At 66.4% G+C, this 25,462-nt stretch carries 25 protein-coding genes; 10 read left to right on the plus strand and 15 right to left on the minus strand.

Annotation, left to right across the window (positions count from 1 at the left end; all coding sequences use genetic code 11):
• The first annotated feature begins 138 nt into the window (after positions 1–138).
• Positions 139–1,323 (plus strand): thiolase family protein, encoded by a 1,185-nt coding sequence (locus tag H7J73_RS06430; RefSeq protein ID WP_264066437.1) that lies wholly within the window; start codon positions 139–141, stop codon positions 1,321–1,323.
• A 57-nt stretch (positions 1,324–1,380) separates the two neighbouring features.
• Here the strand turns inward: H7J73_RS06430 and H7J73_RS06435 are convergent, their stop codons facing one another.
• Genes H7J73_RS06435 through H7J73_RS06450 form a run of 4 tightly spaced genes read right to left on the minus strand, consistent with a single transcriptional unit; the run spans position 1,381 to position 4,711 of the window.
• A complete protein-coding gene (locus tag H7J73_RS06435) occupies positions 1,381–1,680 on the minus strand; it encodes a hypothetical protein (protein WP_264066439.1) in 300 nt (99 codons plus the stop codon).
• Between the two features lie 10 nt (positions 1,681–1,690).
• A complete protein-coding gene (locus tag H7J73_RS06440; RefSeq protein ID WP_264066440.1) occupies positions 1,691–3,193 on the minus strand; it encodes a class I adenylate-forming enzyme family protein in 1,503 nt (500 codons plus the stop codon).
• Between the two features lie 47 nt (positions 3,194–3,240).
• On the minus strand, positions 3,241–3,786 hold the full coding sequence (locus H7J73_RS06445; RefSeq protein ID WP_264066441.1) for a dihydrofolate reductase family protein: 546 nt from the start codon (positions 3,784–3,786) through the stop codon (positions 3,241–3,243).
• A 1-nt stretch (position 3,787) separates the two neighbouring features.
• Positions 3,788–4,711 carry a helix-turn-helix domain-containing protein gene (locus H7J73_RS06450; protein ID WP_264066442.1) on the minus strand — a complete coding sequence of 308 codons (924 nt, stop codon included), beginning with the start codon at positions 4,709–4,711 and terminating at the stop codon, positions 3,788–3,790.
• Positions 4,712–4,782: 71 nt separating this feature from the next.
• Between H7J73_RS06450 and H7J73_RS06455 the strand changes: the two genes are divergently transcribed.
• From H7J73_RS06455 to H7J73_RS06465, 3 genes are read left to right on the plus strand one after another with little or no spacing between them, the layout of a single operon-like run.
• Positions 4,783–5,610: a PaaI family thioesterase gene (locus H7J73_RS06455; RefSeq protein WP_264066443.1), complete on the plus strand. Its 828-nt coding sequence runs from the start codon at positions 4,783–4,785 to the stop codon at positions 5,608–5,610.
• Positions 5,611–5,624: 14 nt separating this feature from the next.
• Positions 5,625–6,797 carry an acyl-CoA dehydrogenase family protein gene (locus H7J73_RS06460; RefSeq protein WP_264066444.1) on the plus strand — a complete coding sequence of 391 codons (1,173 nt, stop codon included), beginning with the start codon at positions 5,625–5,627 and terminating at the stop codon, positions 6,795–6,797.
• 60 nt (positions 6,798–6,857) lie between these two features.
• On the plus strand, positions 6,858–7,943 hold the full coding sequence (locus tag H7J73_RS06465; RefSeq protein WP_264066445.1) for an acyl-CoA dehydrogenase family protein: 1,086 nt from the start codon (positions 6,858–6,860) through the stop codon (positions 7,941–7,943).
• Here the strand turns inward: H7J73_RS06465 and H7J73_RS06470 are convergent.
• Both H7J73_RS06470 and H7J73_RS06475 read right to left on the minus strand, forming a co-directional pair.
• Positions 7,940–8,779 (minus strand): arylamine N-acetyltransferase family protein, encoded by an 840-nt coding sequence (locus tag H7J73_RS06470; protein ID WP_264066446.1) that lies wholly within the window; start codon positions 8,777–8,779, stop codon positions 7,940–7,942. The genes H7J73_RS06465 and H7J73_RS06470 overlap by 4 nt on opposite strands.
• Positions 8,780–8,844: 65 nt before the next feature.
• Positions 8,845–9,621, minus strand: a complete 777-nt coding sequence (locus H7J73_RS06475; protein ID WP_264066447.1) for a crotonase/enoyl-CoA hydratase family protein — start codon at positions 9,619–9,621, stop codon at positions 8,845–8,847.
• Positions 9,622–9,820: 199 nt separating this feature from the next.
• Here H7J73_RS06475 and H7J73_RS06480 point away from each other — a divergent pair, with 199 nt between their 5' ends.
• From H7J73_RS06480 to H7J73_RS06490, 3 genes are read left to right on the plus strand one after another with little or no spacing between them, the layout of a single operon-like run.
• A complete protein-coding gene (locus tag H7J73_RS06480; protein ID WP_276030997.1) occupies positions 9,821–10,561 on the plus strand; it encodes a 1-acyl-sn-glycerol-3-phosphate acyltransferase in 741 nt (246 codons plus the stop codon).
• 5 nt (positions 10,562–10,566) lie between these two features.
• Positions 10,567–12,201 carry an acyl-CoA ligase FadD12 gene (gene fadD12, locus H7J73_RS06485; RefSeq protein ID WP_264066448.1) on the plus strand — a complete coding sequence of 545 codons (1,635 nt, stop codon included), beginning with the start codon at positions 10,567–10,569 and terminating at the stop codon, positions 12,199–12,201.
• Positions 12,194–13,435 carry an alpha/beta hydrolase gene (locus H7J73_RS06490; RefSeq protein WP_435405439.1) on the plus strand — a complete coding sequence of 414 codons (1,242 nt, stop codon included), beginning with the start codon at positions 12,194–12,196 and terminating at the stop codon, positions 13,433–13,435. Before fadD12 ends, H7J73_RS06490 begins: the two co-directional genes overlap by 8 nt.
• Positions 13,436–13,494: 59 nt before the next feature.
• Here H7J73_RS06490 and H7J73_RS06495 read toward each other — a convergent pair whose 3' ends face one another.
• Positions 13,495–14,913 (minus strand): WS/DGAT/MGAT family O-acyltransferase, encoded by a 1,419-nt coding sequence (locus tag H7J73_RS06495; RefSeq protein WP_264066451.1) that lies wholly within the window; start codon positions 14,911–14,913, stop codon positions 13,495–13,497.
• Positions 14,914–14,955: 42 nt separating this feature from the next.
• Positions 14,956–16,179, minus strand: coding sequence for an alpha/beta hydrolase (locus H7J73_RS06500; RefSeq protein ID WP_264066452.1), 1,224 nt, complete (start codon positions 16,177–16,179; stop codon positions 14,956–14,958).
• Between the two features lie 184 nt (positions 16,180–16,363).
• Here H7J73_RS06500 and H7J73_RS06505 point away from each other — a divergent pair, with 184 nt between their 5' ends.
• The gene (locus H7J73_RS06505) at positions 16,364–18,001 is read left to right on the plus strand and encodes an amidohydrolase (RefSeq protein ID WP_264066453.1); all 1,638 of its coding nucleotides are present in this window, start codon (positions 16,364–16,366) and stop codon (positions 17,999–18,001) included.
• Here H7J73_RS06505 and H7J73_RS06510 read toward each other — a convergent pair.
• From H7J73_RS06510 to H7J73_RS06535, 6 genes are read right to left on the minus strand one after another with little or no spacing between them, the layout of a single operon-like run.
• Entirely contained in the window at positions 17,998–18,795 is a 798-nt protein-coding gene (locus H7J73_RS06510; protein WP_264066454.1) for an ABC transporter permease, read from the minus strand. The two genes, H7J73_RS06505 and H7J73_RS06510, sit on opposite strands and share 4 nt — an antisense overlap.
• Positions 18,770–19,684 carry a 2-aminoethylphosphonate ABC transporter permease subunit gene (locus tag H7J73_RS06515; protein WP_264066455.1) on the minus strand — a complete coding sequence of 305 codons (915 nt, stop codon included), beginning with the start codon at positions 19,682–19,684 and terminating at the stop codon, positions 18,770–18,772. Before H7J73_RS06515 ends, H7J73_RS06510 begins: the two co-directional genes overlap by 26 nt.
• The gene (locus H7J73_RS06520; protein ID WP_264066456.1) at positions 19,681–20,835 is read right to left on the minus strand and encodes an ABC transporter ATP-binding protein; all 1,155 of its coding nucleotides are present in this window, start codon (positions 20,833–20,835) and stop codon (positions 19,681–19,683) included. The genes H7J73_RS06515 and H7J73_RS06520 overlap by 4 nt, the downstream gene beginning before the upstream one ends.
• Position 20,836: 1 nt before the next feature.
• On the minus strand, positions 20,837–21,892 hold the full coding sequence (locus H7J73_RS06525; protein WP_264066458.1) for a 2-aminoethylphosphonate ABC transporter substrate-binding protein: 1,056 nt from the start codon (positions 21,890–21,892) through the stop codon (positions 20,837–20,839).
• Positions 21,893–21,909: 17 nt separating this feature from the next.
• Entirely contained in the window at positions 21,910–22,596 is a 687-nt protein-coding gene (locus H7J73_RS06530) for a phosphonatase-like hydrolase (RefSeq protein ID WP_264066459.1), read from the minus strand.
• Positions 22,597–22,618: 22 nt separating this feature from the next.
• Positions 22,619–23,734, minus strand: a complete 1,116-nt coding sequence (locus H7J73_RS06535) for a TIGR03364 family FAD-dependent oxidoreductase (RefSeq protein WP_264066460.1) — start codon at positions 23,732–23,734, stop codon at positions 22,619–22,621.
• Positions 23,735–23,843: 109 nt separating this feature from the next.
• Here H7J73_RS06535 and H7J73_RS06540 point away from each other — a divergent pair, with 109 nt between their 5' ends.
• Positions 23,844–24,386 carry an HD domain-containing protein gene (locus H7J73_RS06540; RefSeq protein WP_264066461.1) on the plus strand — a complete coding sequence of 181 codons (543 nt, stop codon included), beginning with the start codon at positions 23,844–23,846 and terminating at the stop codon, positions 24,384–24,386.
• Positions 24,383–25,093, plus strand: a complete 711-nt coding sequence (locus H7J73_RS06545) for a GntR family transcriptional regulator (protein ID WP_264066462.1) — start codon at positions 24,383–24,385, stop codon at positions 25,091–25,093. Before H7J73_RS06540 ends, H7J73_RS06545 begins: the two co-directional genes overlap by 4 nt.
• Here H7J73_RS06545 and H7J73_RS06550 read toward each other — a convergent pair.
• Positions 25,080–25,448 (minus strand): RidA family protein, encoded by a 369-nt coding sequence (locus H7J73_RS06550; RefSeq protein ID WP_264066463.1) that lies wholly within the window; start codon positions 25,446–25,448, stop codon positions 25,080–25,082. The two genes, H7J73_RS06545 and H7J73_RS06550, sit on opposite strands and share 14 nt — an antisense overlap.
• Between the last annotated feature and the right edge of the window lie 14 nt (positions 25,449–25,462).

Below are 25,462 nucleotides of genomic sequence, written 5' to 3' on the forward strand. Positions count from 1 at the left end.
AAGTCGCAGCCAGCTCTGTCTCAACCGCGTGTAGGTGACGAATTTCCACCCCGATGTAACGCGGTACATTGATTCTCTGTATAACAGAACAGAGTTCTCGTAACTGTTCTGCAGACAGTTCGCCCCCTGGGAGAAAACATGACCGCCAGCAGCAAGGCCGTGATCGTCGCGGCAGCCCGTTCCGCCATCGGCACCGCCCGCAAGGGTTCGCTGGCTGATATGCAGCCGATCGAGATCGCAAAACCGATCGTGTCGGCCGCGGTGGACCGGTCCGGCCTGGACCCCGCGGATTTCGATGATTTCGTGCTGGCCGAGAGCCTGCAGGGCGGCGGCGACAGCGCCCGCTACATCGCGGTGGACCTCGGCATGACCGACGTCCCCGGCGTGGCCGTCAACCGTCAGTGCGCATCCAGCCTCTCGGCCATCGCGATCGGCGCCGGCCAGATCGCGTCCGGCATGAGCCGCGCCATCCTGGCCGGTGGCATGGAGTCGCTGTCGACCATGCCGGTGATGACCAAGCGCAAGGCCTTCACTGCGGGCAAGGCTGCCGAGGACTACGAGCGCTGGTCACCGATGTCGAACCCGCCTGCCGCGGACGCTCCCCCGTTCGACATGTCCATCACAGTCGCCTGGAACTGCGTTCAGCAGTACGGCCTCACCCGAGAGGACCAGGACGCCTGGGCGCTGCGCAGCCACCAGCGCGCGGTCAAGGCCATCGACGCCGGATCGTTCGTCGATGAGATCGTGCCGATCCAGGTGCCTCAATCCGACGGGTCGACGATCACCTTCGCCCAAGACGAGCACCCGCGGCGGAGCACCTCGATGGAAAGCCTGGCCGGCCTGAAGGTGCTGCATCCCGAGATCGAGGGCTTCAGCGTCACCGCGGGCAACTCGTCGGGAACCAACGACGCCGCCGCCGTGCTCGCACTGGCCGCCCCCGACACCCAGCAGGACGTACTGGCCAGCATCCTGTCGTGGGCGCAGGTCGGCGTGAATCCCAACCGCACCGGCAGCGCTCCCATTACCGCCATCCCGAAAGCGCTGGAACTGGCCGGCCGCAAACTCGACGATGTCGCGCTGTTCGAGATCAACGAGGCGTTCGCCGCGCAGGCCGTGGCGTGTGCCCGCGAGCTGGGCCTGGACGAGGAGATCGTCAACGTGTACGGCTCGGGTATCAGCCTGGGCCACCCCATCGCCGCGACCGGTGCCCGGATGGTCACCTCGGCCATCCACGAGCTGCGCCGACGTGGGGGCGGTATCGGTGTGTTGTCGATGTGCGCGGGTGGCGGCATGGGTGCCGCGATGGTCATCGAGGTGGCCTAGCTCCGGCCGAGCCATACAGCGACCGTCGGCAGTGCGGTCTGCAGATCCGCCGAGCGGTCAGTCGCTGGCCGGCAGCGGCTTGGCTTCCTTCAGGTTCAGCGGTTCGTCACCGATGGCCAGCGTGCCCTGGCCGGCCTTGGTGACCAGCACCTCGGCCCCGCCGGCGTCGACGTAGCGCTTGCCCATCGCGGTGCCCTCGGCAAACTTGGGATCGATACCGGCGCCGGACTTCTCGCTGTCGAGCGGGATCATCGCCGCGCCGCCGCAGCGCAGATCGTCGAGGCTGTCGGCGGTCTTGACCACGATCACCTGGGTGTCGTCGACCTGGCTCTGCAGGCGGGTGCCGTTCTTTACCATCGGTTCGTCCTCACTTGTCTGGGTTCAGACTCGCGACGATCTCGCGTCGCAGAATCTTGCCGGTCGCATTGGTCGGTAACTCGTCGCGGAACACCACCCGGTCCGGAGTGCGTGAACCGCGAAGACTCTTGCGCACATGCTCGCGCAGTTCTTCTGGGTCAGGGGTGATTCCGGCGACGGGAACCACCACCGCGACGATCGCGTGCCCCCACTGCGGGTCGTCCGTGCCGACGACGGCGACCTCGTGGACATGCGGATGCTCGACGAGCACATCCTCGAGTTCGGCGGGCGCGATGTTCTCGCCCCCGCGAATGATCGTGTCATCGGAGCGACCACCGATGAACAGGAAGCCCTCTTCGTCGACGGTGGCGATATCCCTGGTGGGAAACCAGCCCTGTTCGTCGAGCACCGAACCGATTCCGGTGTACGTGCCCGAGACCTGCTCACCGCGGACGTAGAGCTCGCCGGTCTCTCCCGGCCCGAGGACAGTGCCGTCCTCGTCGCGGATCTGCAGTTCGATACCCGGCACGGGCCGCCCGACCGAGCCCAGTCGTTTCGCCGCGGCCGGGTCGGTGCCGGCGTTGGCCGCCGCGTGCGCAGCACGATGATCGTCAGGGGTGAGCATCGCGATCGTCGAGCTGGTCTCGGTCAGGCCATAGGCATTGACAAAACCGGCATCGGGAAGAAGCTCAAGAGCCTTGCGCACCAATGGAAGTCCGACCTTCGATCCGCCGTAAGCGAGATTGCGCAGGGTGGGCAACGCATGCTCGCCGGTCTCCAACACCGTGACGATCCGGTCCAGCATGGTCGGGACGACCGTCGCACTGGTGACGCCCTCGTCCTGGATCAGGCGCACCCACTCACGCGCGTCGAAGTTGTTGAGATACACCATCTTTCGGCCAGCGTAGAGATTCGACAGAGCCGCACTCACTCCGGCGATGTGGTACGGCGGCACACAGATCAGCGCGGCATCGGATTCCTCGGCCGCGGCGAACTCGACGGTGCCGGTGATATAGGTGGTCAGGTTGTTGTGAGTGAGTTCGACGGCCTTGGGCTTGGATGTGGTACCCGAGGTGAACAGCACCACCCCGACGTCGTCCGGGTCGGGAAACTCCGCGGCAGGCTCCGCAGTGCGGGCGGCGGCGAGGAAGTCATCCGAATCCATCAGCTGCTTGCCCGCAGAGCCGATCATCTCGCGGTAGCGGGCCTCGACTACGACCAGGGCGGCAGGCAGTCGCTCGATCAGCGCCTGGATGCCGTCACCGGAAAGGCGGTAGTTGATCGGGGTGAAGGTGCGGCCGGCCCGCGCCGAGGCGAACAGCAGCAGCGGCAGCATGACGCCACCCGCGCCGACGTAGGCCACGTGTTCGCAGCCCGATTCGGCAATGACGCCGGCGCCCCCGTCGGCCAGGTCGCTGAGCTCCTGAGTGGTCAGCCGGACGTCCCCGGAGACGACGGCCACCCGGTCCGGATCGCCCGACAGCGCCATCTCCAGCAGCAGCGAGATACTCATCGCGCCCCGACGTGAACGCAGTTAGCCATATTTGGAGAATAACATTCTCATGTGGGTACGGACGGTCCCGCCCCGCGCACCCAGCGGGCACAGAGGAAGTCGCCGTTCACCCCCGACTCGGCCAGTGCCCACTCGGACCGAACGGGCAGCACCGGGGCGCCGGAACCCAGGCTGCACGGTGCATACGAGACGATCATCTCGTCGACCAGGTCAGCCGCCACGAACTGCGCCGCGATATCCCCGCCGCCGACCACCCAGATGTCTCTGGGTGCGGCCGCCGCCACCAACTCCGGATGCAGACTCGCTACCGACCCCGCGTGCACGTGCACCCGATGACCGTCGGCCACGATCTGCGGGCGATGGGTCAGCACCCAGGTGGGCTGCTCGTACATCCACTCCCCCGGCTGGTTCTCGACCAGCCATTCATAAGTGGTCGATCCCATCACCAGGGCACCGACCGTTTCGACGAACGCCTCATATCCGAAAAGTTCCTCGCCGGCGTTGATATCCCGGGATAGCAGCCAGTCCAGACTGCCGGCGTCATCGACGATGAAACCGTCCAGGCTGGACGCGGTGAAATAGACGGTCGACATTTCAGTTGCCCCTCATCCAGTCCAGCGGGTCGCCGGGCCGGGTCGGTACATCAAGGCGGGACAGCAGCGCGCGGACCAGCTCTCGGCGGTGCGCCGCGTAGGTCAGCACGTGCGCGACGATGCCGTAGAGCTGAAACGACTCCGGCGGATCACACAGGGCGTCGATGACGGTGTCGGCCAGCCGGCCGTCGGCGGTCATGGTGGCCACCATTGCCGACCAGTGCGCGCCGATGTCGTCGTGGTGGACCGCCAGCGAGCGCGCGTCGACAGAGGCCGGGTCGGTGGCAGCGCGCGACGGGAAGTCCCGGCCTTCGATGCTGGCCAACCAGACCTCTTTGGCCCAGACCGTCCCGCAAAGCACCGCGGCAACGCTGGACTCGGGACCGTCCCAGTCCAGCACCACTTGATTGGGTGAAAGCGGCTGCCGCCATTGAGTATTCGACAATTCGGCGGCTCGTCCGATCAGGTAGCCGGTATCGGCGATGTCGTGGGCGATCATCAACGCCGGGATATCAGCCGAGGCGGTGTTTCCGTCGAGCCACAGTGAATGCGGCGGGTGAAAGTGCAGTCCGTTGGGCGCAGGCAGCCGGAACTCGGCGCCGACCCGCGATGGCGGGATCCCGAAGCTGCGCCGGAAAGCCCGGGAGAACACCTCGGCCGAAGACCAGCCCTCGTCGGCCGCCACGGTCGCCACCGCCTCGCCGCGCTGCAGTCGCCACGCTGCCCGCTCCAGCATGATCCGCCGGCGCAGCGCCGCGGGAGACTCTCCGCTGAGCCTCCTGACCTCGCGCGAGAAGTGGAATTCGGACACATACGTGCTGCGGGCCATCCCCTCGACGCTGGTGTTCCCGCCCTCCACTACGGCGTCGAGCAGTTCGCGCAACCGGTCGCGGCCGGGTGCGCACGAAGTCGGTTCTGCGCTCACAGTCACCGAGTATCGTCGCCGGCCCCGACATAGGACATGACAATTCCTGCTGAACCGATAATCTGCCTCGAGTGAGCGACGCCGACCAGCACGATATCGAGACACCGGAGAACATTCTGCGGCGCTTCGATATCCGGCATCTGGAAAATGATGTGGCCGAGGGTATTTCGATTCTGTCGATGCCCGTGGCCGATCTGCTGAACCCCTTCACCGGCGCCCCGACCATCGGGCCGCTGGCAATCCTGCTCGACGCCGCGGGCGGAAACAGCAACCACTACCGGCGCTCCAACACCGAATGGACGGTCACCAGCGAGTTGACCGTGGAGCTCAGCCCCGACGGTGCCGCGGTCATCTTCGGCAACCCGGAACTCCCGGTGATCGCCAACTCCCGACCGCTCGGGCCCAAAGGCGCGACGGCGTTGTCGGTCTGCGTCTTCACCTGCGGCGACGTCACCGTCGGCGGCGGCACGGTGCGTTCGTTCTATCTCCCGGCCGGCGAAGGCATGCCCCAGACGCCGCCGCCGTTCGCGCTCCCGACGCCTCGGGCGCCACTGGCCGATCTGATGGCGGTCCAGGTGCGCGACGACGAAGACGGATCGACCGTACTGGCGCAGTGCGTCGACCCGATCTTGAACAACTCACTGGGCATCGTCAACGGTGGTGTCGCCTCGGCCGGGCTGGAACTGGCAGCCTCGGCCGCCATCAACACCGGGCGCCCTGCGCCGATGCGGACCGCGTCACTGCGGGTCAATTTCCTGCGCCCGTTCTTCTCCGGCGCGCAGTCGCGCTACCTGGGGACGGCGATGCGGATCGGCCGCAACACCGCCGTCGCCGATGCCACCGCCGTCGATGACAGCGGGAAGGTGGCTCTGGCCGCCCGGCTCACCGCCTACGTGTGAGGACGGTGTAGACAATGCTTGTGGGTGCTGAATCCAGTTTTGCTGCGCTGTGCGCCAATGAACCCGAGCTGTCGGTGTTGCGAGCGTCGATACGCGATTTCGTGGCCGCCGACCGTGCCGAATTCGGCTGGCAGCCGGCGGTCGACGCCTGGCTTTCCCAGTGGGACGCAGACTTCAGCGCCCGGCTGGGCGGTGCGGGTTTCCTCGGGCTGACCATCCCCACCGAGTATGGGGGGCACGGGCTGGGCCATCTGCACCGCTACGTGGTGACCGAAGAGCTGCTGCTGGCCGGGGCGCCGGTGGCCGCGCACTGGTTCGCCGACCGGCAGGTAGCCCCGGGACTGTTGGCCTACGGCACCGAGGAGCAGCGCCGACGGATTCTCCCTGAGATCACCGCGGGCCGGTTCTTCTCCGCCATCGGTATGAGCGAACCGCAGGCCGGCTCTGATCTGGCCGCCGCCACCACGCGCGCCGTAGCAACCGACGGCGGCTGGATCCTCAACGGCCGCAAGGTCTGGAGCAGTGGCGCGCATCTGGCGCACGCGATCGTGGTACTGGCCCGCAGCACCCCGCTGGACACCGAGCATCGACATGCCGGCTTCAGCCAGTTCCTGGTGCCGCTGGATGCCGACGGGGTGTCCGTCGAGCCGATCGTGATGATGGACGGCGGCCACCACTTCAACGAGACGACCTTCACCGACGTGTTCGTGGCCGACTCCGAGGTGATCGGCAAGATCGGCGACGGTTGGCATCAGGTCACCGCGGAGTTGTCGTTCGAACGCAGCGGGCCGGAACGGATCCTCTCGACGGCCCCGCTGATCCTCGGCCTCATCCGTGCGCTGTCGCAGCAGGCCGTCGACGAGCGCACGGCCGCCGAGGTGGGTGATCTCGTCGCCCGGCTGATCTCGCTGCGCCAGTTGTCGGTGTCGGTGGCCCGCGCGCTCACCGCAGGTGAGTCGGCAGCCAACCAGGCGGCCCTGGTGAAGGATCTCGGCACCCGGTTCGAACAAGACTCGGTGGTGCTCGTCGCCGATCTGCTGGACTATGTCGACGCCAATTCGGCTGCGCAGCCGGCCTTACGCGCGATGCTCGCCACCGCGCGAGCGCATTCACCGGCATTCACATTGCGTGGCGGGACCAACGAGGTGCTGCGTGGTGTGATCGCGAGAGGGATGGGGTTGCGATGAGCGCCTGCGCGAAGAGCGGAAAAGCCAGATGAGCGCCTGCGCGAAGAGCGGAAAAGCCAGATGAGCGACGTATTGGCCGGCGGTGTCTTCGCCGGGTCCACCGGTGACGACGACACCGCCGACCTTCGCGCCCTCGTCGACGACATCGGCTCCAGGTCCTTCGAGGCACGGCTGGGCCGGCGCGGCCTGCCCGAGAAGTTCGACGACACCGCATGGGGCAACCTGGAAGACACCGGACTGACCCGGCTCACCACCACGCCGGATCTCGGTGCGGGCCCGATCGAGTCGGCAGTTCTGTTGCGCGGGTTGGCCCGTCATGCCGTCGCGGCACCGATCGCGGAGACAGACCTGCTGGCCGCGTGGCTGGCCGCCGAGGCCGGCGTCGAGGTTTCCGAAACGGGTCCCCTGACGGTGGTGGTCGCCGACGCCACGGTGACCGACGGCCGGGTGATCGGCTCCGCTGCGCGGGTGCCGTGGACGCGCGCCGCTTCCACGGTGGTGCTGGCAATCCCGATCGACGACGGACTTCTCGTCGGCGCCGCCCGTCCGGACGACCTGACCATCACCGACGGCTGCAACCTCGGCGGAGAGCCGCGCGACGATATCGAGTTCGAGCTGTTCGCCGAGGACTTTCTCCCGGTGGGACCAGTGGCGGCCAAGGAACTGACGCGGCGCGGAGCATGGGCGCGATGCGTGCAGATCATCGGCGCGCTCGACGCGGCGGCAGAGCTGTCGGTGGCCTACACCAGGGACCGGGTGCAGTTCGGCCGTCCCCTGAGTAAGTTCCAGGCCGTGCAGCATTCCCTGGCCGGGCTGGCTGGCGAGATTGAACGAGCCAGGGCCGCAACAACTCTGGCGGTGATGGCGGCCGCCGATCACGGCTTCGCGGCGCCCCAGACCGACTACGCGGTGACCGTGGCGAAAGTGGTACTCGGTCGCGTGGTGCCCGTCGTCAACACCATCGCGCATCAGTTGCACGGTGCGATCGGGGTGACCATCGAGCACCAGTTGTGGTCGTCGACGAACCGCGCACACAGTTGGATCGACGAGTTCGGCAGCACCGGGCACTACGCACGCCGCCTCGGACGAGCCGCTCTCGACGCGCCCGACGGCGAACTGTGGGACGTCCTGACCGGAGCGCGTTAGGAATCCAGTACCTCGGTGATGCGGGCATGCACGTCGCCGATACCGCCGACGTCGATGCCGAACCGGTTCATCAGCACATCCAGCACCTGAGCGGCATTGTCGAGCCGAGTCTTCTCCGTGGGCCCGTCCCGGTGGTGGACAGTCAGGTTGCGGCCCCGCAGATTCCAGCGGGCGGCCGCGGTGATCAGCGACGCACTCAGCCCCACCACGAACGTCGACTCCGGGTAGGTCGACACATACCAGCTGCCCAGCTGCAGATCGATCTGCAGCCGCGGTTGGTCGGTGAAGGTATACAGCGCGCGCCACTCGTCACGGATCGACGCCTCCAGCACATACCCGTCGGCCGGACCGTTGCCGTATCGGCGTAACCGGTAGGGCTCATGACGGGTTTGTTGAATCTCGTCGGCCACCAACCGGATTGGCGAAGTCAGCGTCTGCCCGCCGAACCCGACGTCGACCAGGTAGCGCTCGGAGTCGCCGGGAGGGCGCACCGCCAGCACCTGATGGGTCTCCGCCGGCGGCGGACCGTCGAGCCACACCTGGTTGCGCCATACCACCCGGCCGGTCAACCGCTCGACTTCGAATCCCAAGTCCGCCAGCACATATCCGAGCAGCCCGTTGTGCTCGTAGCAGTAGCCGCCGCGACGTCTGCGTACCATCTTGTCGACCAGAGCGTCAACGCTCAGATCGGCGACCGGGATGCCCATCAGGGGGTCGAGGTTCTCGAACGGGATGTGCTCGCCGTGTGCGGTGACCAGTGCCGCCAGGGTGTCTGTCGTCGGATCGGTCGGCCCGGTGTATTCGATACGGGTGAAATAGCCCGTCAGGTCCGCCATGGGTACATGGTGCCGCCTCAAGTCGGGTTGAGGTCAAGCCATTTTTGGCGGTCGCAGCTGACCGCCTACGTGCCCGTCCACTTCGGCGGGCGCTTCTCGGCGAAGGCCACCGCACCTTCGGTGGCGTCCTTGGACGCGAACACCGGCATCAGGATCTTGATCTGCTCTTTCCACTGCTCTTCGGGCGACCAGTTGCGCGACTCGACGATGATCCGCTTGGTCGCGGCGACGGCCAGTGGTCCGTTGGCGGTGATCTTCTCCGCCAGCGCCAGAGCCGCATCGAGCGCGCCGCCCGGTTCGGCCAGCACATTGACCAGGCCCAGCTCGTAGGCGCGCGCGGCGGGTAGGTTGTCGCCGGTCAGCGCCAGCTCCATTGCGACGGCATACGGGATGCGCTGCGGCAGCCGCAGCAGGCCGCCACCGCCGGCGACCAGGCCGCGCTTGACCTCGGGAATGCCGAACGCGGCGTCTTTGGCGGCGACGATCAGGTCAGTGGCGAGCGCAACCTCGGTGCCACCGGCCAGCGCATAGCCTTCGACCGCGGCGATCAGCGGTTTGACCGGCGGGCGCTCGGTGAAGCCCAGCCCGCGGCCTTCGATATCGCAGCGCTCACCCCGGGCGAAAGCCTTGAGGTCCATTCCGGCGCAGAACGAGCCGCCGGCCCCCGTCAACACAGCAACCGAGAGGTCCGGATCAGCGTCGAGCCGGTCCATCGCGTCGGCCAGTCCCTGGCTGACCGCTTTGTTCACCGAGTTCTTGGCTTTGGGCCTGTTGATGGTGATGACCAGGATCCGGTCACGCTGCTCGACGAGGACTTCGGATTCTGCCGCTTCTTCGCTCACGCGCACATCGTAAACCGCACAGTAAGACTGACGGGATCCGACCCGAACCCGGCGTTCCCGCAAACCAGCACCCTCGGTACGATACAAAACTAGAACACGTTTCAATCCGCAAGGGGGCCCCGTGGAACCGAGCGACGTGGACATCACCGAGACCGCGGGGGCGGTCACGAAGTGGGATCCGGGCCTGACCGAACGGGTGATGGGCCTGCTCCGACCGGTGATCAAAGGCTGGCACCGATCCGAGGTCCGCGGCCTGGAGTCCTTCCCGCCGGGCGGCGCACTGGTGGTGTCCAACCACTCCGGGGGCCTGTTCGCGATGGATGTGCCGGTGTTCGCCACCGGGTTCTACGACTATTTCGGCTACGACCGCCCCGTCTACACACTGAGCTTCGACCTGATCTTCACCGGACCGACCGCGGACTTCTTCCGCAAAACCGGGTTCATTCCGGCCAACCACGAGAACGCCGACGAGGCACTGCGCACCGGGGGCGTCGTCGTGGTCTTCCCCGGCGGCGACTACGACGTCTACCGGCCCACCACTGCCAGGAACAAGATCGACTTCGGCGGCCGCACCGGGTACGTCCGAGCGGCGCTCAACGCCGGCGTCCCCATCGTGCCGACGGTGGGCATCGGTGGCCAGGAGAGTCAGATCTACCTGACCCGCGGCACCGGCGTGGCCAAGCTGCTGCGCCTCGACAAGCTGCTGCGCGCCAAGATTCTGCCGGTGTCGATCGGCTTCCCGTTCGGTCTCTCGGCAGTGCTCCCGGTGAACGTGCCGCTGCCAACCAAGATCGTGCAGCAGGTGCTGGAGCCCATCGACATCGTCGCCGAGTTCGGCGAAGACCCCGATATCGACGAGGTCGACGCGCACGTACGGTATGTGATGCAGAAGGCACTCGATCAGTTGGCCAAAGAGCGCCGGCTACCCGTGATCGGATAGCGCGAATGCTCGGGATCCCCGGACTGGACCGGGCCGCCGCTGTCGGCGATCTGCTGGTGACCATGGTGCGCGCCGGAGTGATCGCACCTCTGCGACCCGATAAGTACCTGCGCATCATGTCCGCCGCACAGCGTGAGGGCCTGTCTGTCACAAGCGGTTTCGCAATGTCAGCGCAGCGCTGCCCGGATCGCGCAGCGTTGATCGACGAACTCGGCACGCTGACCTACGCCGAGATCGACGCCCGCTCCGACGCACTGGCCGCCGGACTTCAGGGGTTGGACGGCGGCGCAGGCACCGTCGGGATCATGTGCCGCAACCATCGGGGCTTCGTCGAGTCGCTGGTCGCGGCCAACCGGATCGGCGCAAATGTCCTGCTGCTCAACACCTCTTTCGCCGGTCCTGCGCTGGCCGAGGTGGTCGAGCGTGAGGGCGTCGACGTGGTGATCTACGACGAGGAATTCACTGCCACCGTCGATCGCGCTCTGGCCGACCGGGCGGACACCGTCCGGATCATCGCCTGGACCGACGCGCCTGACGCATACGACACGACTGTGGAGAAGTTGATCGCGGCCAACCGGGGCCGGCATCCAGCCAAGAGCGACAGTAGCGGCAAGCTGATCCTGCTGACCTCGGGTACGACAGGAACACCCAAGGGCGCCAAGCATTCCGGCGGCGGTGTCGCTGAGCTGAAGGCGATCCTGTCTCGGACCCCGTGGCGCACCGAGAAGACCGTCGTCGTCGTCGCGCCGATGTTCCACGCGTGGGGGTTCTCGCAGTTGGTGTTCGCGGCCTCGATGGCTTGCACCGTCGTCACTCGGCGCAAATTCGATCCGGAGGCGACACTGGAACTGGTCGACCGCCATCAAGCCTATGGATTGTGTGTGGTTCCGGTGATGTTCGACCGGATCATGGCCCTGCCCGACGACGTCCGGCGCAAGTACAGCGGGCGCTCACTGCGATTCGCCAGCGCATCGGGTTCCCGGATGCACCCGGACGTCGTGGTCAAGTTCATGGACGAATTCGGCGACGTCATCTACAACAACTACAACGCGACCGAGGCGGGCATGATCGCCACCGCGACGCCGGCGGATCTGCGCGCCGCACCCGATACCGCAGGAAAACCGGCGGAGGGTACCGACATCCGGATCCTGGACGACGACTTCACGCAGGTGCCGACCGGCGAGGTCGGTGGCATCTACGTGCGCAACAGCTCGCAGTTCGACGGATACACCTCGGGGAACACAAGAGATTTCCACGACGGATACATGGCTTCGGGCGATGTTGGGTACCTGGATTCGGCGGGCCGGCTATTCGTCGTCGGCCGCGACGACGAGATGATCGTCTCCGGTGGCGAGAATGTGTACCCGATCGAGGTGGAGAAGACGTTGATGACCCACGGCGATGTCGCCGAGGCCAGCGTGATCGGCGTCGAGGACGCGGATTACGGCGAACGCCTGGCCGCGTTCGTGGTCCTTCGCAGCGGTGGGAGTGCCTCCCCGGAAGTTCTCAAGCAGCACGTGCGCGATAACCTCGCGAATTACAAAGTGCCGCGCAGCATTACGGTGCTCGACGAACTGCCCCGAAACAACACCGGCAAGGTGGCGCGTCGGGAACTGCAGGATCTGGCCCGTGATTCGTAAGCCGCGGCCGCTGCTGCGTGCGGTGGCAGAACTCCTGACGGCGGCCAACGGCGTGCGGCCACTCGCGCGTCAGGGCTATCTCACCATCCCGATCTTCTTCCTCGGCTGGCCGACCAGCGAGAACGCTCCGCTGCTGTTCACCGGGTCGGCGCTCGATGCCGCCCGCCGGGGACTGCGCGGTGACTTCGCCGGCCGCCAGGGCAAGGCCGCGCTGGCGCTGACCGCTACGGCGTGGGGCCTGTTGGGGCTCATCCACTTTCGCAATGTGAAGTCCGCCGAACCGTTGGAGGCCGGCCTGCGCGCGGCGCTCGGTGACGATTACGCGTCGGTCCAGGCCACTTCGCAACCGGCGGCCGCCGCTCGCCGCCGATCCGGCGTGTTGCGGACCGGGTGGTCTCGGCACCGCTACGTCACCCGGTCGAGCACCGTACGCTACGGCCCGCACGGCCGGGCCAACCTCGCCGATATCTGGCGGCGCAGCGACCTGCCGCTGGACGGAAAAGCGCCGGTGCTGCTGCAGGTTCCCGGCGGCGCTTGGGCTATCGGTATGCGCCGGCCGCAGGCGTACCCGTTGATGAGTGATCTCGCCGAACGCGGATGGATCTGCGTCTCGATGGCCTACCGAGTCAGCCCGCGACACACCTGGCCCAACCACATCATCGACGTCAAACGCGCCCTGGCCTGGGTAAAGGAGAACATCGCGGACTACGGGGGTGACCCCGATTTCGTTGCCATCAGCGGCGGTTCGGCCGGCGGCCATTTGACGGCACTGGCAGCGCTGACTCCGAACGACCCGCAATACCAGCCCGGTTTCGAGGACGCGGACACTTCCGTGGTGGCTGCGGTCCCGGTATACGGCCGCTACGACTGGTTCACCGACGAAGGCACTGGCCGCCCGGAGTTCATCGCATTTCTGCAGAGATTCGTGGTGAAGAAACCGATCGCCCAGTTCCGACAGGAGTATCTCGACGCGTCCCCGATCACCCGGTTACGGCCCGATGCCCCACCGTTTTTCATCCTGCACGGCACCGACGATTCGATCATCCCGGTCGACGAGGGTCGAGCGTTCGCCAAGGCGCTGCGCGAGGTGTCGACGTCCCCGGTGGCCTATTCGGAAGCGCCATACGCCCAGCATGCGTTCGATTTCTTCGGCTCGCCGCGGGGGCACCACACCGCCGACGCGATCGAGCACTTCCTGTCCTGGGTGCATGCCACCCGCGGGCGAAAAGACTAGTTCCGGTTGCCTCGCTCCTAATCTGTCTCGTCCCTCGGCAGAATCGGTCGGCTCGGCAGTCAGCGCGCCATCGCCGTCTCGACGACCGTCAGCTCCTCAGGAAGCCCTGCAGCACGGCGTATTTCGATGAACTCGTCGATCATCGCGTCCGTGACCTCATGTGGATCGTCGACGGTGGCGCCGTCGGCGATCACCGAGATGTTGAGCTGGTCGACGTAGCTCCACACCGTGATGTTGAGCCCGCTGGCCGCCGTCAGCGGTCCGACGCTGTAGATCTCGGTGACCAGCGCCCCGCCGACGCGGCCGCGCTCCCGCGGACCCGGCACATTTGAGATGTTCAGGTTCAGTATCTTGTTCTGCATGTCACGGCTCGACAGGTACGTGAACAGCTTTTCCAGCGCCACCGGTGGCACGTAGTTCGACCAGCGGCTGACCAGCTCCGGGCCGATCAGATGATTGCTCTCCTTGGCCATCACCGCGGTGGTGTGCGCCTGCTCCACCCGCGCCAGCGGCTGATCGAGATCCACCGGGATGGGCATCAGGACACCGGTGAAGAAGTTGCCGGAGATCCGCTGCGGGTTGAAGTCGAAGCTGACCGGCACCGAGGCGAGCAACGGGTGCTCCGCCTGACCGTCGTAGTGCAGCAACATCTTTCGCAATGCCCCGGCGGACAGCGCGAGCACCAGATCGTTGATCGACACCCCAAGGTGTTTGCTGGTCTGCTTGATGTCGGCCAGCGACAGAGTAGCGGTGGCGAACCGTCGCTCCGGGGTGAGCTTGTGATTGATGAAACTCGGTGGCGGCGTGAACGGGCGCGTCAGCTCGGGGGACAACTTGCGGCTGCTGCGCCGGACCCGGTTCATCCCTTGCGCGGTGTACTTGATCGTCGCCGGCACCCGGCCGATCTGCCGCAGATGGTCACGAAAAGCCGAGCCCAACAACTTCCCCCTGGTCGGGGGCGGGTCGGGTTGGTAGACCTCGTCGGTGCTGTCCGGGCTCGATTGCAGGTCGAGGCCGAGCGCGATCAAATTGGCCGAGGCCACGCCGTCGGCCAGCGCGTGGTGGATCTTGGCGACCACCGCGATGCGACCGTTGGCCAGGCCCTGCACGAAGTACATCTCCCACAACGGTCGGCGACGATCCAGTGGGGTACTGGCGATCTCGCCGATCGCCTCGTCGAGTTGACGACGCCCGCCGGGAGCGGGCAACTGCCATGGCCTGATGTGGTACGCGAGGTCCACGTCACAGTTCTCGCGCCACATCGCGCGGTGGAACTTGAACGGAATATCGACCAACTCGTAGCGGAACGGGTCGAGCTTGTGCATCCGGCTGCCGAGGACTTGACGGAATTCCTCGACACCGAAGGTCCGGTCACCGAGATCCTGCAACTCGATCACCGCGACTTTGATGGTGTGCATGTGGACGTTTGGCGCTTCGCTATACAGCAGAAAAGCGTCCCACCCGGTCAGTCTCTTCACCGGTTCACCTCCCTCAAGGAGGACCCTACAAGCGGGCGCAGGTTAAACGACCTCTTTGGCTCTCATCATGTTGCGGGTGCGGTGAATCTGGTTGAGAAACAGCCCGATTGCGGTGGCCATCGACCCGGTGCGAGCACCGTCGGTCATATCGAAGCCGTGCCCGGCGCCAGGCAGTTCCACGTAACTGACCACCGAGCGCGATTCTGCGCGAAGGCGTTCGACGAAACTCCGAGCCTGCGCGACGGGGATGACGGTGTCCGCGCTGCCGTGGATCACCAGGAACGGCGGTGCCTCGGAATGCACGCGGTGGATCGGTGAAGCATTGTGGAAGATCTCGGGGTGCCGCTTGATCTTCTTGTTGACGACCACGCGCTCGAGGAATTCGACGAACCTGGCCCGTTCCGCGGTGGATCGGTCCTCCCAGTCGTAGCGGCCGTAGATGCCGACCACGGCGTCGACCGAGGTGTCCGACCCGTCCGGCAGATGTCCCTGGAATTCGGGATCGCCCGCGGTCAGCCCGGCCAGTGCGGCCAGATGTCCGCCTGCCGAACAGCCGGCGATGGTGACGAAATCCCGGTCACCGCCGAACTTGTCGACGTTCGCGCGGGCCCAGGCGATGGCAGCCTTGATATCAACCATGTGCTGGGGCCAGCGATGGCTCGGCGAGACGCGATAGTCGATCGACAGGCACACCCAGCCGAGGTCGGCCAGGTGCGACATCAGCGCGTAGCCCTGCAGGATCCGGCTGCCGTGCACCCAGGCACCGCCGGGAACGAAGATCATCACTGGCGCGGGCCCGGCGGGAAGGTCCGTGCGGCGCCAGACGTCGAGCAGTTGTTCGGGATCGTCTCCGTAGCGCACGGACGCCCGGTGCAGGTGACGACGATGCTTGAGTGCATTCCAGAGCGGGGGCGCCTTCTCTGGCACCGGCCACTCGATGTCGAGGTCCTCGGCGGGTACGACACCGCGCAGTGCCGCATCGGACACGGCATGGGTCTTGTCGCGCTCCTGCTGACGGATCTCGCCGATACCGGGGGTGAACCACGAGCGGACGGTGGCCGAGAGCATCTCAGGGATGACACGGGCACCCCAGACCCCCATGGCCGTGTAACCGCCGAGGGGTTCCAGTTGTTTGCCGACCACCGGCAGTGAGGCCGAGGCCACGCTTGCCGCCAACAGGTAGTCAGCCGGACTGGCGTGGAGCAGCCACCGCGCTCGGGAACACAGCGTGGGCCCGGGATAGCGGGTTTCCGGTCGAACCGTCATGGGTCGGAGAGTACCCCCGAACCACCTGGCGGTATCGACAAAATTTCGAAACTGTCTACCCCGTTGTTTACAGATTTTCCGGTCATGGGTGTTTGCCGAGGTGGGGAGGCCCACTTCCGAGGCGACACGCCTACGTGCAATCGACGACACGCCGCGATGAGGCAATGCAGGGTATGAAGAACACATGGTCGCCTACGCGGACGTCATTTACACCAACGGTGAGATTGTCACGATCAACGATGCGAATCCGGCCGCGGAAGCGGTCGCGGTCACCGCCGGCCGCATCGTGGCGGTCGGCGACCGCGCTGCCGTCGAGGCACACCGCGGGCCGGACACCGAGGTCAAAGACTTGCAGGGCGCCACCCTGCTCCCAGGGTTCATCGATCCGCACAGTCACTATCTGAGTGCGCTCACGGTGGTCAACCAGGTCAACCTTTTCCCCCCGCCGGCCGGACCCGGAGCCGATGTGGAGTCAATACTGACTGCGCTCAACGACTTTCGCGGAGCGCGCGCGATACCGGCCGGTGAGCTGATCGTCGCGTACGGCTACGACGACAGCGCGATGCCAGACGGCCGGACCCTGCACAAAGAAGATCTCGACGCCGACTTCCCGGACAATCCGCTGGTGATCGGGCACGTGTCGATGCATGGAGCGGTGCTCAACTCGGCGGCGATGCGGCTGTACGGTATTTCGGCCGAGACCGAGACACCTCCCGGTGGGGTCATCGTGCGCAAGCCGGGCTCTCAGGAGCCCGACGGGCTGGTGATGGAGACTGCCTTTCTGCCGATCATGGCCGCGATGCCCAAACCGACGCCCACCCAGGAGATCGAGTGGAGTATCGCCGCGCAGCAGATGTATGCGTCATTCGGGTTCACCACCGCCCATGAGGGACTGTCGCATGCCGGCGACATCGCGTTGATGCAACGGGCCGCCGCCGGCGGTGCCACGGTGATCGACGTCATCGCGTTCCCCTTCATCCTGGAATTGGACGCCGTGCTCACCGACAACCCGCCCGAGACGTTCGGCACCTACCGCGATCGGTTCAAGCTCGGCGGCGTCAAGATCACCATCGATGGCTCGCCACAGGGCCGGACCGCGTATTTCACGACGCCCTACCTGGTGGAAGGCCCTGATGGTCAACAGAATTGGCGTGGCGAGCAAGGCTTCCCGCAGACCACCGTCGATGACTGGTTCGCCAAGGTCTACGCCCTGGGGCTACCGCTGAACATCCACGCCAACGGTGACGCCGCGATCGACATGCTGCTCGACGCGCACGCGGCCGCGGCAGGCGACGATCCCGGCAAGGACCGCCGCACCGTGGCGATCCACTCCCAGTTCGTTCGCGCCGACCAACTCGACAGGTTTGTCGAATACCGGATCATCCCGTCGTTTTTCACCGAACACACCTTCTATTTCGGCGATGCGCACATCCGGCTGCGCGGCCGGGAGCAGGCCGATTTCCTCAGTCCGGTCCGTGCTGCGCTGGACCGCGGGCTGCGGGCAACCAATCACACCGATTTCGTGGTGACCCCACTCGATCAGATGTTCCTGCTCTGGACCGCCGTCAACCGCGTCGCGCGCAGCGGTGAGGTGATCGGCGCCGATCAGCGGATCACTGCGTTGGAGGCGCTCAAGACCATCACCATCGACGCGGCGCACCAGTACTTCGAGGAGGCCGACAAGGGCTCGATCGAGGTTGGCAAGCTCGCGGATCTGGTTGTTCTGGAAAGTAATCCGTTGACCGTCGACCCGATGGCGATCAAAGACATCGCCGTGCTGGAGACGATCAAGGAAGGCCGCACCGTCTACGCGCGCAGTTAGCGCAGGGCGGCGCGGCCGCGGATTCGGCCAAGCACCAGCAGGGCCACCAGGGTGACCAACAGCAGCACTGTCGTGCACGCGGCCGCCTGTAATGCCTGCCCCCGGTCGGTCAGCCCGAAAATCGTCACCGGCAACGTCTTCCAGGTCGCGGGGTACACCATGACGGTGGCGCCGAGCTCACCCATCGACAATGCGACGGCCAGGCCGGCTGCGGCGCCGAGGGCGGGCATCAACAGGGGCAGGGTGATCCGGAACAGCACCCGGACCGGGCCCGCTCCCAGCGATTCGGCGACCTGTCGATAGGCCGGGTCCAGTCGATCCAGCGCCGCCGAGACCGCGCTGAACGCGAAGGCGAGGACCAGCACGGTGTGGGCCAGGATGACGATCCATCGGGTGCCACCCAGCAGCAGCGGGCGCGCATTGAACGCGATGAGCAGGCCGAGCCCAATCGTCACCGACGGCACCGCGATGGGCAGATGGAATACCGCATCGGTGAGCCGCTGCAACCAGGCCGGCGCCTCCCGCGCGGCCAGCGCCGCCCAGGTCCCCAGGATCAGGGCCAGACCCCCGGCGATGATCGCGCTCTGCAGGCTCACCGACAGGCTGGCCAGGTTTTCCCCGGACAGCGCGGCGCTGACGTGCCCGAGCCCCAGATTCGACGGCAGGGCGCCGTTCCACGATCCCGCCAGTCCGGCGAAGACGACGATGGCCAGCGGTGCGACGAAGACGACGAGAACGACCGACCCGAAGACGGTGAGAACAGTCGCCCTACTTCGCGGGTTCCACAACAACATCCGGCGCCTCCTTCCCGGTCATCAACCGCGCGAATACGATTCGGTACGTCACGTAGAGCGCCAGCGACAACACCACCTGCACGGTCGCGACCACCGCGGCGCCCGGCAGGTCGAACGTGACGATGCCCCTGGTGTAGATCAGCACTGGAAGCGTGACGACACCCTTGGCGCCGGTGAACAACACGATCCCGAACTCGTTGAGCGTCAGCAGCAGGACCAGACTGCCGCCGGCGATCAGTGCCGGCCACGCCTCGGGCAGCACCACGGTGCGCAGCACCCGCAGCGGTGAGGCACCGAGGCTGGCCGCAACGTCCAGTTGTTGGCGCGGCAGCAGCGAGAACGACGCCAGCAGCGGGCGGACCACGAACGGAGTGAAGAAGGTGATCTCGGCAGCCACTACGCCTGCCGGGGTGTAGAGGAAATCGATTGCGGGCGAAGCAGATCCGGTGATACCGGTAATCAGCGCATTCGCGGCGCCCGCGGTGCCGTAGAGGAAGGTGAACGCCAGCGTGATCAGGAATGACGGCAATGCCAGGACGGTGTCGATGAGCCGCCCGACCAACGCCGAGCCGGGAAACGGCACGAAGCCAAGCACGACCGCCAGGAATGTGCCGAGCACCAGGCACCCGAGTGTCGACACCATGGCGATCGACACCGTGCGCCACAACGCATCGCGGAAGATCTCCGCCGAGAGCACCGAGGTCCACGTCGACCACCCGTAGCCGGTGCCGACTTTCGCCGATTCCAGGCACACCCGGATCAGTGGGTACACCGCGGCGACCAGGACCACCAGCAGGGGCGCCAGCGCCCATAGCGCTGCGCGCGTCCGACCCCGCGGCGCCGCGTTCGCGGTGTCGATCGGCGCGGGCTGATCGAGCAGGGCGGTCATGTCGGAATCCGCACCAGAACACCGGCAGGCTCGGGGATCCGCACGCCGATCTCTGCGCCGATCTCGAATTTCGCATTGCCTGGAGCGTCAACCTCGATCAGCTGATCCGGCATCCCGCCGACCGACAACACCACCCGAGTCGTCGCCCCACGCCAGACCGTCGCATTGACGTTGGCACGCAGTGCATCCCGGTTACCCAGTCCGACGATCTGTAGGGCATGCGGCCGGATGCACAGCAGTGCGCGTGACCCAGGAGCCCAGTCGACCTTGCCGGTCCTGGGCTGTGGCGCCTCCGCGCTGACCGTCTTGTGAGCGATGGTCACCAATGCCGACGTGCCGATCACCCGGCCCACCGTGCACGGAATCAGGTTGGCGCCACCCAGGAACGCCGCGGTGAAGCTGGTCGGCGGCCGTCGCCACAGGTTCTCCGCGGTGTCGACATCCATCAGCCTCGCGTCGTTCATCACGACGATCCGGTCCGCCAGGGCCAGCGCCTCGGCCTGATCATGAGTGACGTAGAGCATCGCGGTGTCGGGCAGCGCTTCCTTGAGTCGCTGCAGTTCGGCGAGCATCGACTGGCGCAACCGGGCGTCCAGCGCCGCGAGCGGCTCGTCGAGCAGCAGCACCCTGGGCCGAATCGCCAGGGCGCGGGCGATCGCCACCCGCTGCTGCTGGCCGCCGGAAAGCTCACGGGGCAACCGCTTTCCGTAGTCGCCCATGCCGACCATGTCGAGCGCCTCGGCGACCCGGTCGGCGATCTCCCCACGAGGCACCCGTTGCGATTTCAACCCGAACGCCACATTGTCGGAGACCCGCATGTGCGGGAACAGGGCGTAGGACTGCAGCACCACGCCGATCCCCCGCTTCGCCGGCGGCAGATCGGTCACGTCCCGGCCGGCGAGCCGGACCCGGCCCGACGTCGGTCGGACGAAACCGGCCAGCGCGTTGAGCGCGGTCGACTTACCCGATCCACTGGGACCGAGGAGGGCGACGGTCTCGCCGACAGCGACGCGCAGGTTGAGATCGACCAGCGCGTGCGTCGTCTTCTTGCCGTGCCCGTAGGCAACCCCGACCCGGTCGAAGATGATTGCGGGTACGTCTGTTTCGCTGGCCACCACACTGTTGGGTGCGACCACCCCAACGTCAGCCATCTCAGCTACCGGTGGCTTTCTGGTATGCGGCGACATCGGCGTCGAGATCGGTCAGGACCGCGTCCCAGTCCGGCACCCAGACGGTGACGCCCTTGAGTACAGCCGCCGGAGTGTTCGGCTCCACGGCGGACTCCGAGGGGTTCACCAGAGACTCCAGCACCGGCATACCCAGTGCCTGCGGGGCAACCGTCTTCTGCACGTCTTCGGTGACCAGGTAGGCCAGCAGCTTCTTGGCGGCGTCGGCGTGCGGGGCACCCTTGGTGACGCCGGCGACATACGGCAGCGACACCGTCGTCTTCGTCCCGTCGGCGGCGGTGGGGATGAAGATGGCGAATTTCGAGCCCTCATCCTTGATGGAGCCCAGGTTCATCTGGACATCGCCGTTGGCCACCAGCAGCTCACCGTTGCTGACCTTGGGCTGCAGCTTCCCGGTGGACGACGACGGACCAACGTTGTTGGCCTGCAGTTTCGCCAAATATTCCAGCGCGCCGGGCTTGCCGAGCAGGTGCTGCAACAGGACGAGCACCGCGGTGCCGTCGCCGGCCTGCCCCGGTGTCGAATACTGCAGTTTGTCTTTATATTCCGGTTTGAGCAGGTCGTCCCAGGTCGCCGGCTGCGGCTGCGCACCAGGGTTGGCGATGAAGCTCAGCGCGTTGTCGACGATCGGGAGGTAATTGCCACCGGGGCCGACCTGGTCGGCCGGGATCCCCGCGGTGTCGACACCGCTGGGTTGCAGCAGACCGGACTTGTCGGCCTTCTGGATGAACGGCGGCAAGGTCACCAGCAGATCGGCCTGCGGGTTGGATTGCTCCTTCTCGACGCGCGACACCACTTCCCCGGAGCCGGCCTCGACCACGTTGACGTTGATGCCGGTGTCTTTGGTGAACTTGTCGAACTGCCCCTTGTACCAGGTACCGAGACCGTCGGCGCTGTAGACGGTGAGCGTCTCACCGCCGCCTGAGCCGGACGATCCGGTGCCTCCGCAGGCCGCGGTCAGGCTGACGGACACTGCTGTAAGCGCAATTGCCGTCACCCGTAAAGACTTTCGGATTCCCATCGTTCTTCTTTCTGCAGTTAACGGTCGAGCAGGATCAGGTCGGCAAAATCGGCAACGGTGCCGACGACATGGGTGGCTGCGGCAGCGCGCAGCTGCTCCTCGGTGTGTGCGCCGGTGAGAGTGCCGGCGGCGATGGAGCAGCCGGCTCGCAACGCGCTGTCGACGTCGTTGCTGGTGTCACCGAGGGACGCGACGTTGCGCACACCGTCGATCTGCAGGCGCATGAGGGCGGTCAGGATCAGGTCGGGGAACGGCCTGCCCCGGACCCCGTCGCCGGGCGCCAGCACGAGATCGGCCAGTGACTGCCAGCCCAGCGCGGCCAACAGTTTCCCCTGGGTGACGCCACTGAACCCGGTGGTCAGCGCAACGCGTACGCCACCGTCGCGCAGTCGAGTGATCGCTTCTGCCGCACCGTCGATCGCGCGGGCGTGCCCCTCGTCGATCAGCCCGGAGTAGGCGTTCTCGAAGGCGGCGTTGGCTTGCTGAGCCAGTTCCTCGGTCCCGAATAGGGCGCGGAACACGGTGATCTTCGACTGGCCCATGGTATCGAGCACGTACTGGCGGGCGCGTTCGCGCTCCGCTCCCTCCTCGGGTACCCCCGCGATGCTGGCCGCCGTCTCGAATGCCGCCACCACCAAGCCGTCGTCAGCAACCGTGGTACCCGCCATATCCACGACCGCTAGCTGAATCTTGTTGCTTGTCATCGATTTTCCTTTCCTGCGTGCATCAGAGTTCGATCAGGTCGGCGGTCTGTTCGGCGATCGCCGGCCCCAACGTCATGCCGCGACCACCGGGACCAGTGATGCACCAGACCCCGTCGGCGGCCGACGTGCGGCTGACCAGTTGATCCGGATCGACGCACTGGCTGTACACCCCGGCCCATCGGCGCCGTACCGGCGGTAGTGGGCTGCCGAGAAATTCTTCGACGAGGTCGACGAGGTACGCGTACGGCGCGTCGTCGACATCGAACGCGAAAGGTTCCTCGTATTCGTGGGTGTCCCCGATGGTCAGACCGCCGTGCAACCGCTGCACGCACAGCAGTTGCATCCGGTGTCCGCCGGCCACCGGATGCTGCGGTTCGTTGTCGCGCAACGCATCCAGCGTCGCACCCGCGAATCCGGGGTAGTAGCGGAAACTGTCGCCGTCGGCGATCGCGGTGGTCAGGTGTTCGCCGAGCGGGTCGGTCTGCATCATCTGCAGCCGCACCCTTCGCACCGGCAACTCTCCGGCGACCTCGCGAGTCAGGCCGCCGTGCGCCGCACCGGGGCACAGCAGCACAAGGTCGCTCTCGTGGCGATTACCGCGGTCGTCGCGCACGGTCCGGCCGTCGAGTGAGCGCGCCTCTGTGCCGGGCAGGAAGGTGTAGCGACCGGTGGCACTGAGGTATTCACGGATGGCGGGCAGCGCCTGGCGAGATTCGACAGCGGCATCGCGCGAACAGTGCAGTCCGGCAAGAAATTTTCCGCGCAGGGCGGGATTGAGCGAGCGGATCTGATCAGGGTCGAGGAGGGCGAACCCGCGGGCCGCGGCATCCGGTCGAGCCGTGACCTCTTCGGCCACGGCGATCTCGCGTGGGGTCCGCAACAAGGTGAGCGATCCGGCGGGCCGGAAGCCGATGCCGGGGATACGGGCGCCGAGCTGTTCCCACAATTCGCGCGAGCGTAGCGCGGTCTCGAGTTCGAAGGTGGCCCGACCGGACACCCAGACCAGGCCGAAGTTACGGACCGTCGCGCCGCGTGCCTCGACCTCTCGCTCGAAGTGGGTGACACGGTGACCACGGCGGACCGCTTCCAGCGCGTGCGCAGTCCCGAGGATTCCACCTCCGATGATGTTCACACGCATGGGAATAGACCTTTCACAGTGATCACTACGGCGACCCCACCGTTCGATGTTGACCGCCCGAACACCCGGTTAACAATTGGTATAGACCAATTGGGGTACGCTGCAACACATGACTTCGGTTGTTGACCAAACGCTGACCGGGACCGCGGAAGTGTTGCGCTCCTTGCGGGGAATCTGGGACGAGGAAGCGGTCGACGAGCTGGATCACGCGCTCCAGAGCGCTGCCCGGGCGATCGAGGACGGGGCTGACGACGAACTGGTCCTCGCGGCCGCGCTGCACGATCTCGGGCACAGCCCGTTGTTCGACGATCACGCCTACACCCACCACGACATGGCTGCGCGCACGTGGCTGACGCCACGCTTCGGCGAGCGGGTGGGCTGGCTGGCGGGTGCGCACGTCGCCGCCAAGCGCTATCTGGCGGCTACGCAACCCGATTACTGCGACGGACTCTCGGGCACCTCGGTCGTCTCCCTCCAGGCACAGGGCGGCGCTGGGGTCGACGCCGACTTCGTCGACCATCCGTGGTGGGTCGACGCCGTGCGGCTGCGCCGCTACGACGACGGCGCCAAGGATCCGGCAGCGCAGGGTGCGACAATCGAGGACGTGCTCGCCATCGCGGAACGCGTTATACGACAACAGGAAAACAGGTGAACGCGCCGAAACCGGTACCCAAGCCCTATCTCATCCGGACCGCACTCGAGGAGATCCTGGCCGACCTCGTGGAGGGTGATCCCGTGCCTTCCGAGCGCGATCTGGCCGCGCAGTTCGCGGTGGCCCGCGAAACCGTCCGGCAGGCCGTACACGAGCTCCTCGTCGAAGGTCGGATCGAGCGCCGCGGTCGCGGCACGGTGGTATCGAAACCGAAACTGATACAGCCACTTTCACTGAAGTCGTATACCGAGGGCGCGCAGACGATGGGCCGCAAGCCCGGCCGCCTGCTGGTCGGCTGGGAGGATGTCGATCCGACCCCGGAACTGGCCGCCGCCCTCGAGATCGAATCCGGCCAGCAGGTGATGCGCCTGGAACGGCTACTGCTTGCCGACGATCAGCGCATCGGCCTGGAGAGCACCTACCTGCCGAAGCACCGATTCGGTCACTTCACCGAGACTTTCGACCCGGAAACATCGCTGTACGCCGCGGTCCGGGCGGCAGGGGTGGTGTTCGGTGCCGCGGTCGAGCGGATCGAGACGGTCCTGGCGTCACCGCGCGAGGCGGAGCTTCTCGAGTCGACGACGGCGATGCCGATGCTGCGGCTCAACCGGCGCTCGGTGGATACCGAAGACCGGCCGATCGAAGTGGTCCGGTCGTTGTACCGCGGTGACCGCGTCGCCTTCGAGGCCCTGCTCACCGACCGTTGATTGAGCACTGACGACGCGGATTCCGCGCGGATGTCACACGTGAGCGCTCACTCGACGAAGGGAGGACGAAGGGAGAAGGAGGCAACCGGCTGGGGAACCAGTCCGCGTAAGCCGCGTTGAACACCGGATAGTCGTCCCAGTTCATCAGGTATGCCCGCACCGACACCACATCGGCCAGGCTGCCGCCGCACAATTCGGTGACCCGCGCCAGGTTGCGCATCACCTGATCGGTCTGGGCTGCGATGCCGCCCTCGACGAGTACACCAGTGATATCCGTCGGCATCTGGCCGGTGACATAGAGCGTCTGCCCTGCCGCCGTGGCGTGCGCGAACGGCGCCACCGCCAGGGGCAGCACCGTTGGCCGATGCG

It is taken from the genome of Mycolicibacterium komossense (genome assembly GCF_025822605.1).
In the GTDB taxonomy this organism is placed as follows: Bacteria; Actinomycetota; Actinomycetes; order Mycobacteriales; family Mycobacteriaceae; genus Mycobacterium; species Mycobacterium komossense.

Bases quoted from the DNA above. Each gene is read 5' to 3' on its own strand.
- H7J73_RS06515 (WP_264066455.1), bottom strand. From the start codon at position 19,684: ATGACCGCCCTGCTCGATCAGCCCGCGCCGATCGACACCGCGAACGCG.
- H7J73_RS06510 (WP_264066454.1), bottom strand. From the start codon at position 18,795: ATGTTGTTGTGGAACCCGCGAAGTAGGGCGACTGTTCTCACCGTCTTC.
- H7J73_RS06505 (WP_264066453.1), top strand. From the start codon at position 16,364: ATGGTCGCCTACGCGGACGTCATTTACACCAACGGTGAGATTGTCACG.
- H7J73_RS06535 (WP_264066460.1), bottom strand. From the start codon at position 23,734: ATGCGTGTGAACATCATCGGAGGTGGAATCCTCGGGACTGCGCACGCG.
- H7J73_RS06440 (WP_264066440.1), bottom strand. From the start codon at position 3,193: ATGAGTATCTCGCTGCTGCTGGAGATGGCGCTGTCGGGCGATCCGGAC.
- H7J73_RS06540 (WP_264066461.1), top strand. From the start codon at position 23,844: ATGACTTCGGTTGTTGACCAAACGCTGACCGGGACCGCGGAAGTGTTG.
- H7J73_RS06480 (WP_276030997.1), top strand. From the start codon at position 9,821: ATGGGCCTGCTCCGACCGGTGATCAAAGGCTGGCACCGATCCGAGGTC.
- H7J73_RS06445 (WP_264066441.1), bottom strand. From the start codon at position 3,786: ATGTCGACCGTCTATTTCACCGCGTCCAGCCTGGACGGTTTCATCGTC.
- H7J73_RS06500 (WP_264066452.1), bottom strand. From the start codon at position 16,179: ATGACGGTTCGACCGGAAACCCGCTATCCCGGGCCCACGCTGTGTTCC.
- H7J73_RS06525 (WP_264066458.1), bottom strand. From the start codon at position 21,892: ATGGGAATCCGAAAGTCTTTACGGGTGACGGCAATTGCGCTTACAGCA.
- H7J73_RS06460 (WP_264066444.1), top strand. From the start codon at position 5,625: ATGCTTGTGGGTGCTGAATCCAGTTTTGCTGCGCTGTGCGCCAATGAA.
- H7J73_RS06520 (WP_264066456.1), bottom strand. From the start codon at position 20,835: ATGGCTGACGTTGGGGTGGTCGCACCCAACAGTGTGGTGGCCAGCGAA.
- H7J73_RS06530 (WP_264066459.1), bottom strand. From the start codon at position 22,596: ATGACAAGCAACAAGATTCAGCTAGCGGTCGTGGATATGGCGGGTACC.
- H7J73_RS06430 (WP_264066437.1), top strand. From the start codon at position 139: ATGACCGCCAGCAGCAAGGCCGTGATCGTCGCGGCAGCCCGTTCCGCC.
- H7J73_RS06465 (WP_264066445.1), top strand. From the start codon at position 6,858: ATGAGCGACGTATTGGCCGGCGGTGTCTTCGCCGGGTCCACCGGTGAC.
- H7J73_RS06470 (WP_264066446.1), bottom strand. From the start codon at position 8,779: ATGGCGGACCTGACGGGCTATTTCACCCGTATCGAATACACCGGGCCG.
- H7J73_RS06435 (WP_264066439.1), bottom strand. From the start codon at position 1,680: ATGGTAAAGAACGGCACCCGCCTGCAGAGCCAGGTCGACGACACCCAG.
- fadD12 (WP_264066448.1), top strand. From the start codon at position 10,567: ATGCTCGGGATCCCCGGACTGGACCGGGCCGCCGCTGTCGGCGATCTG.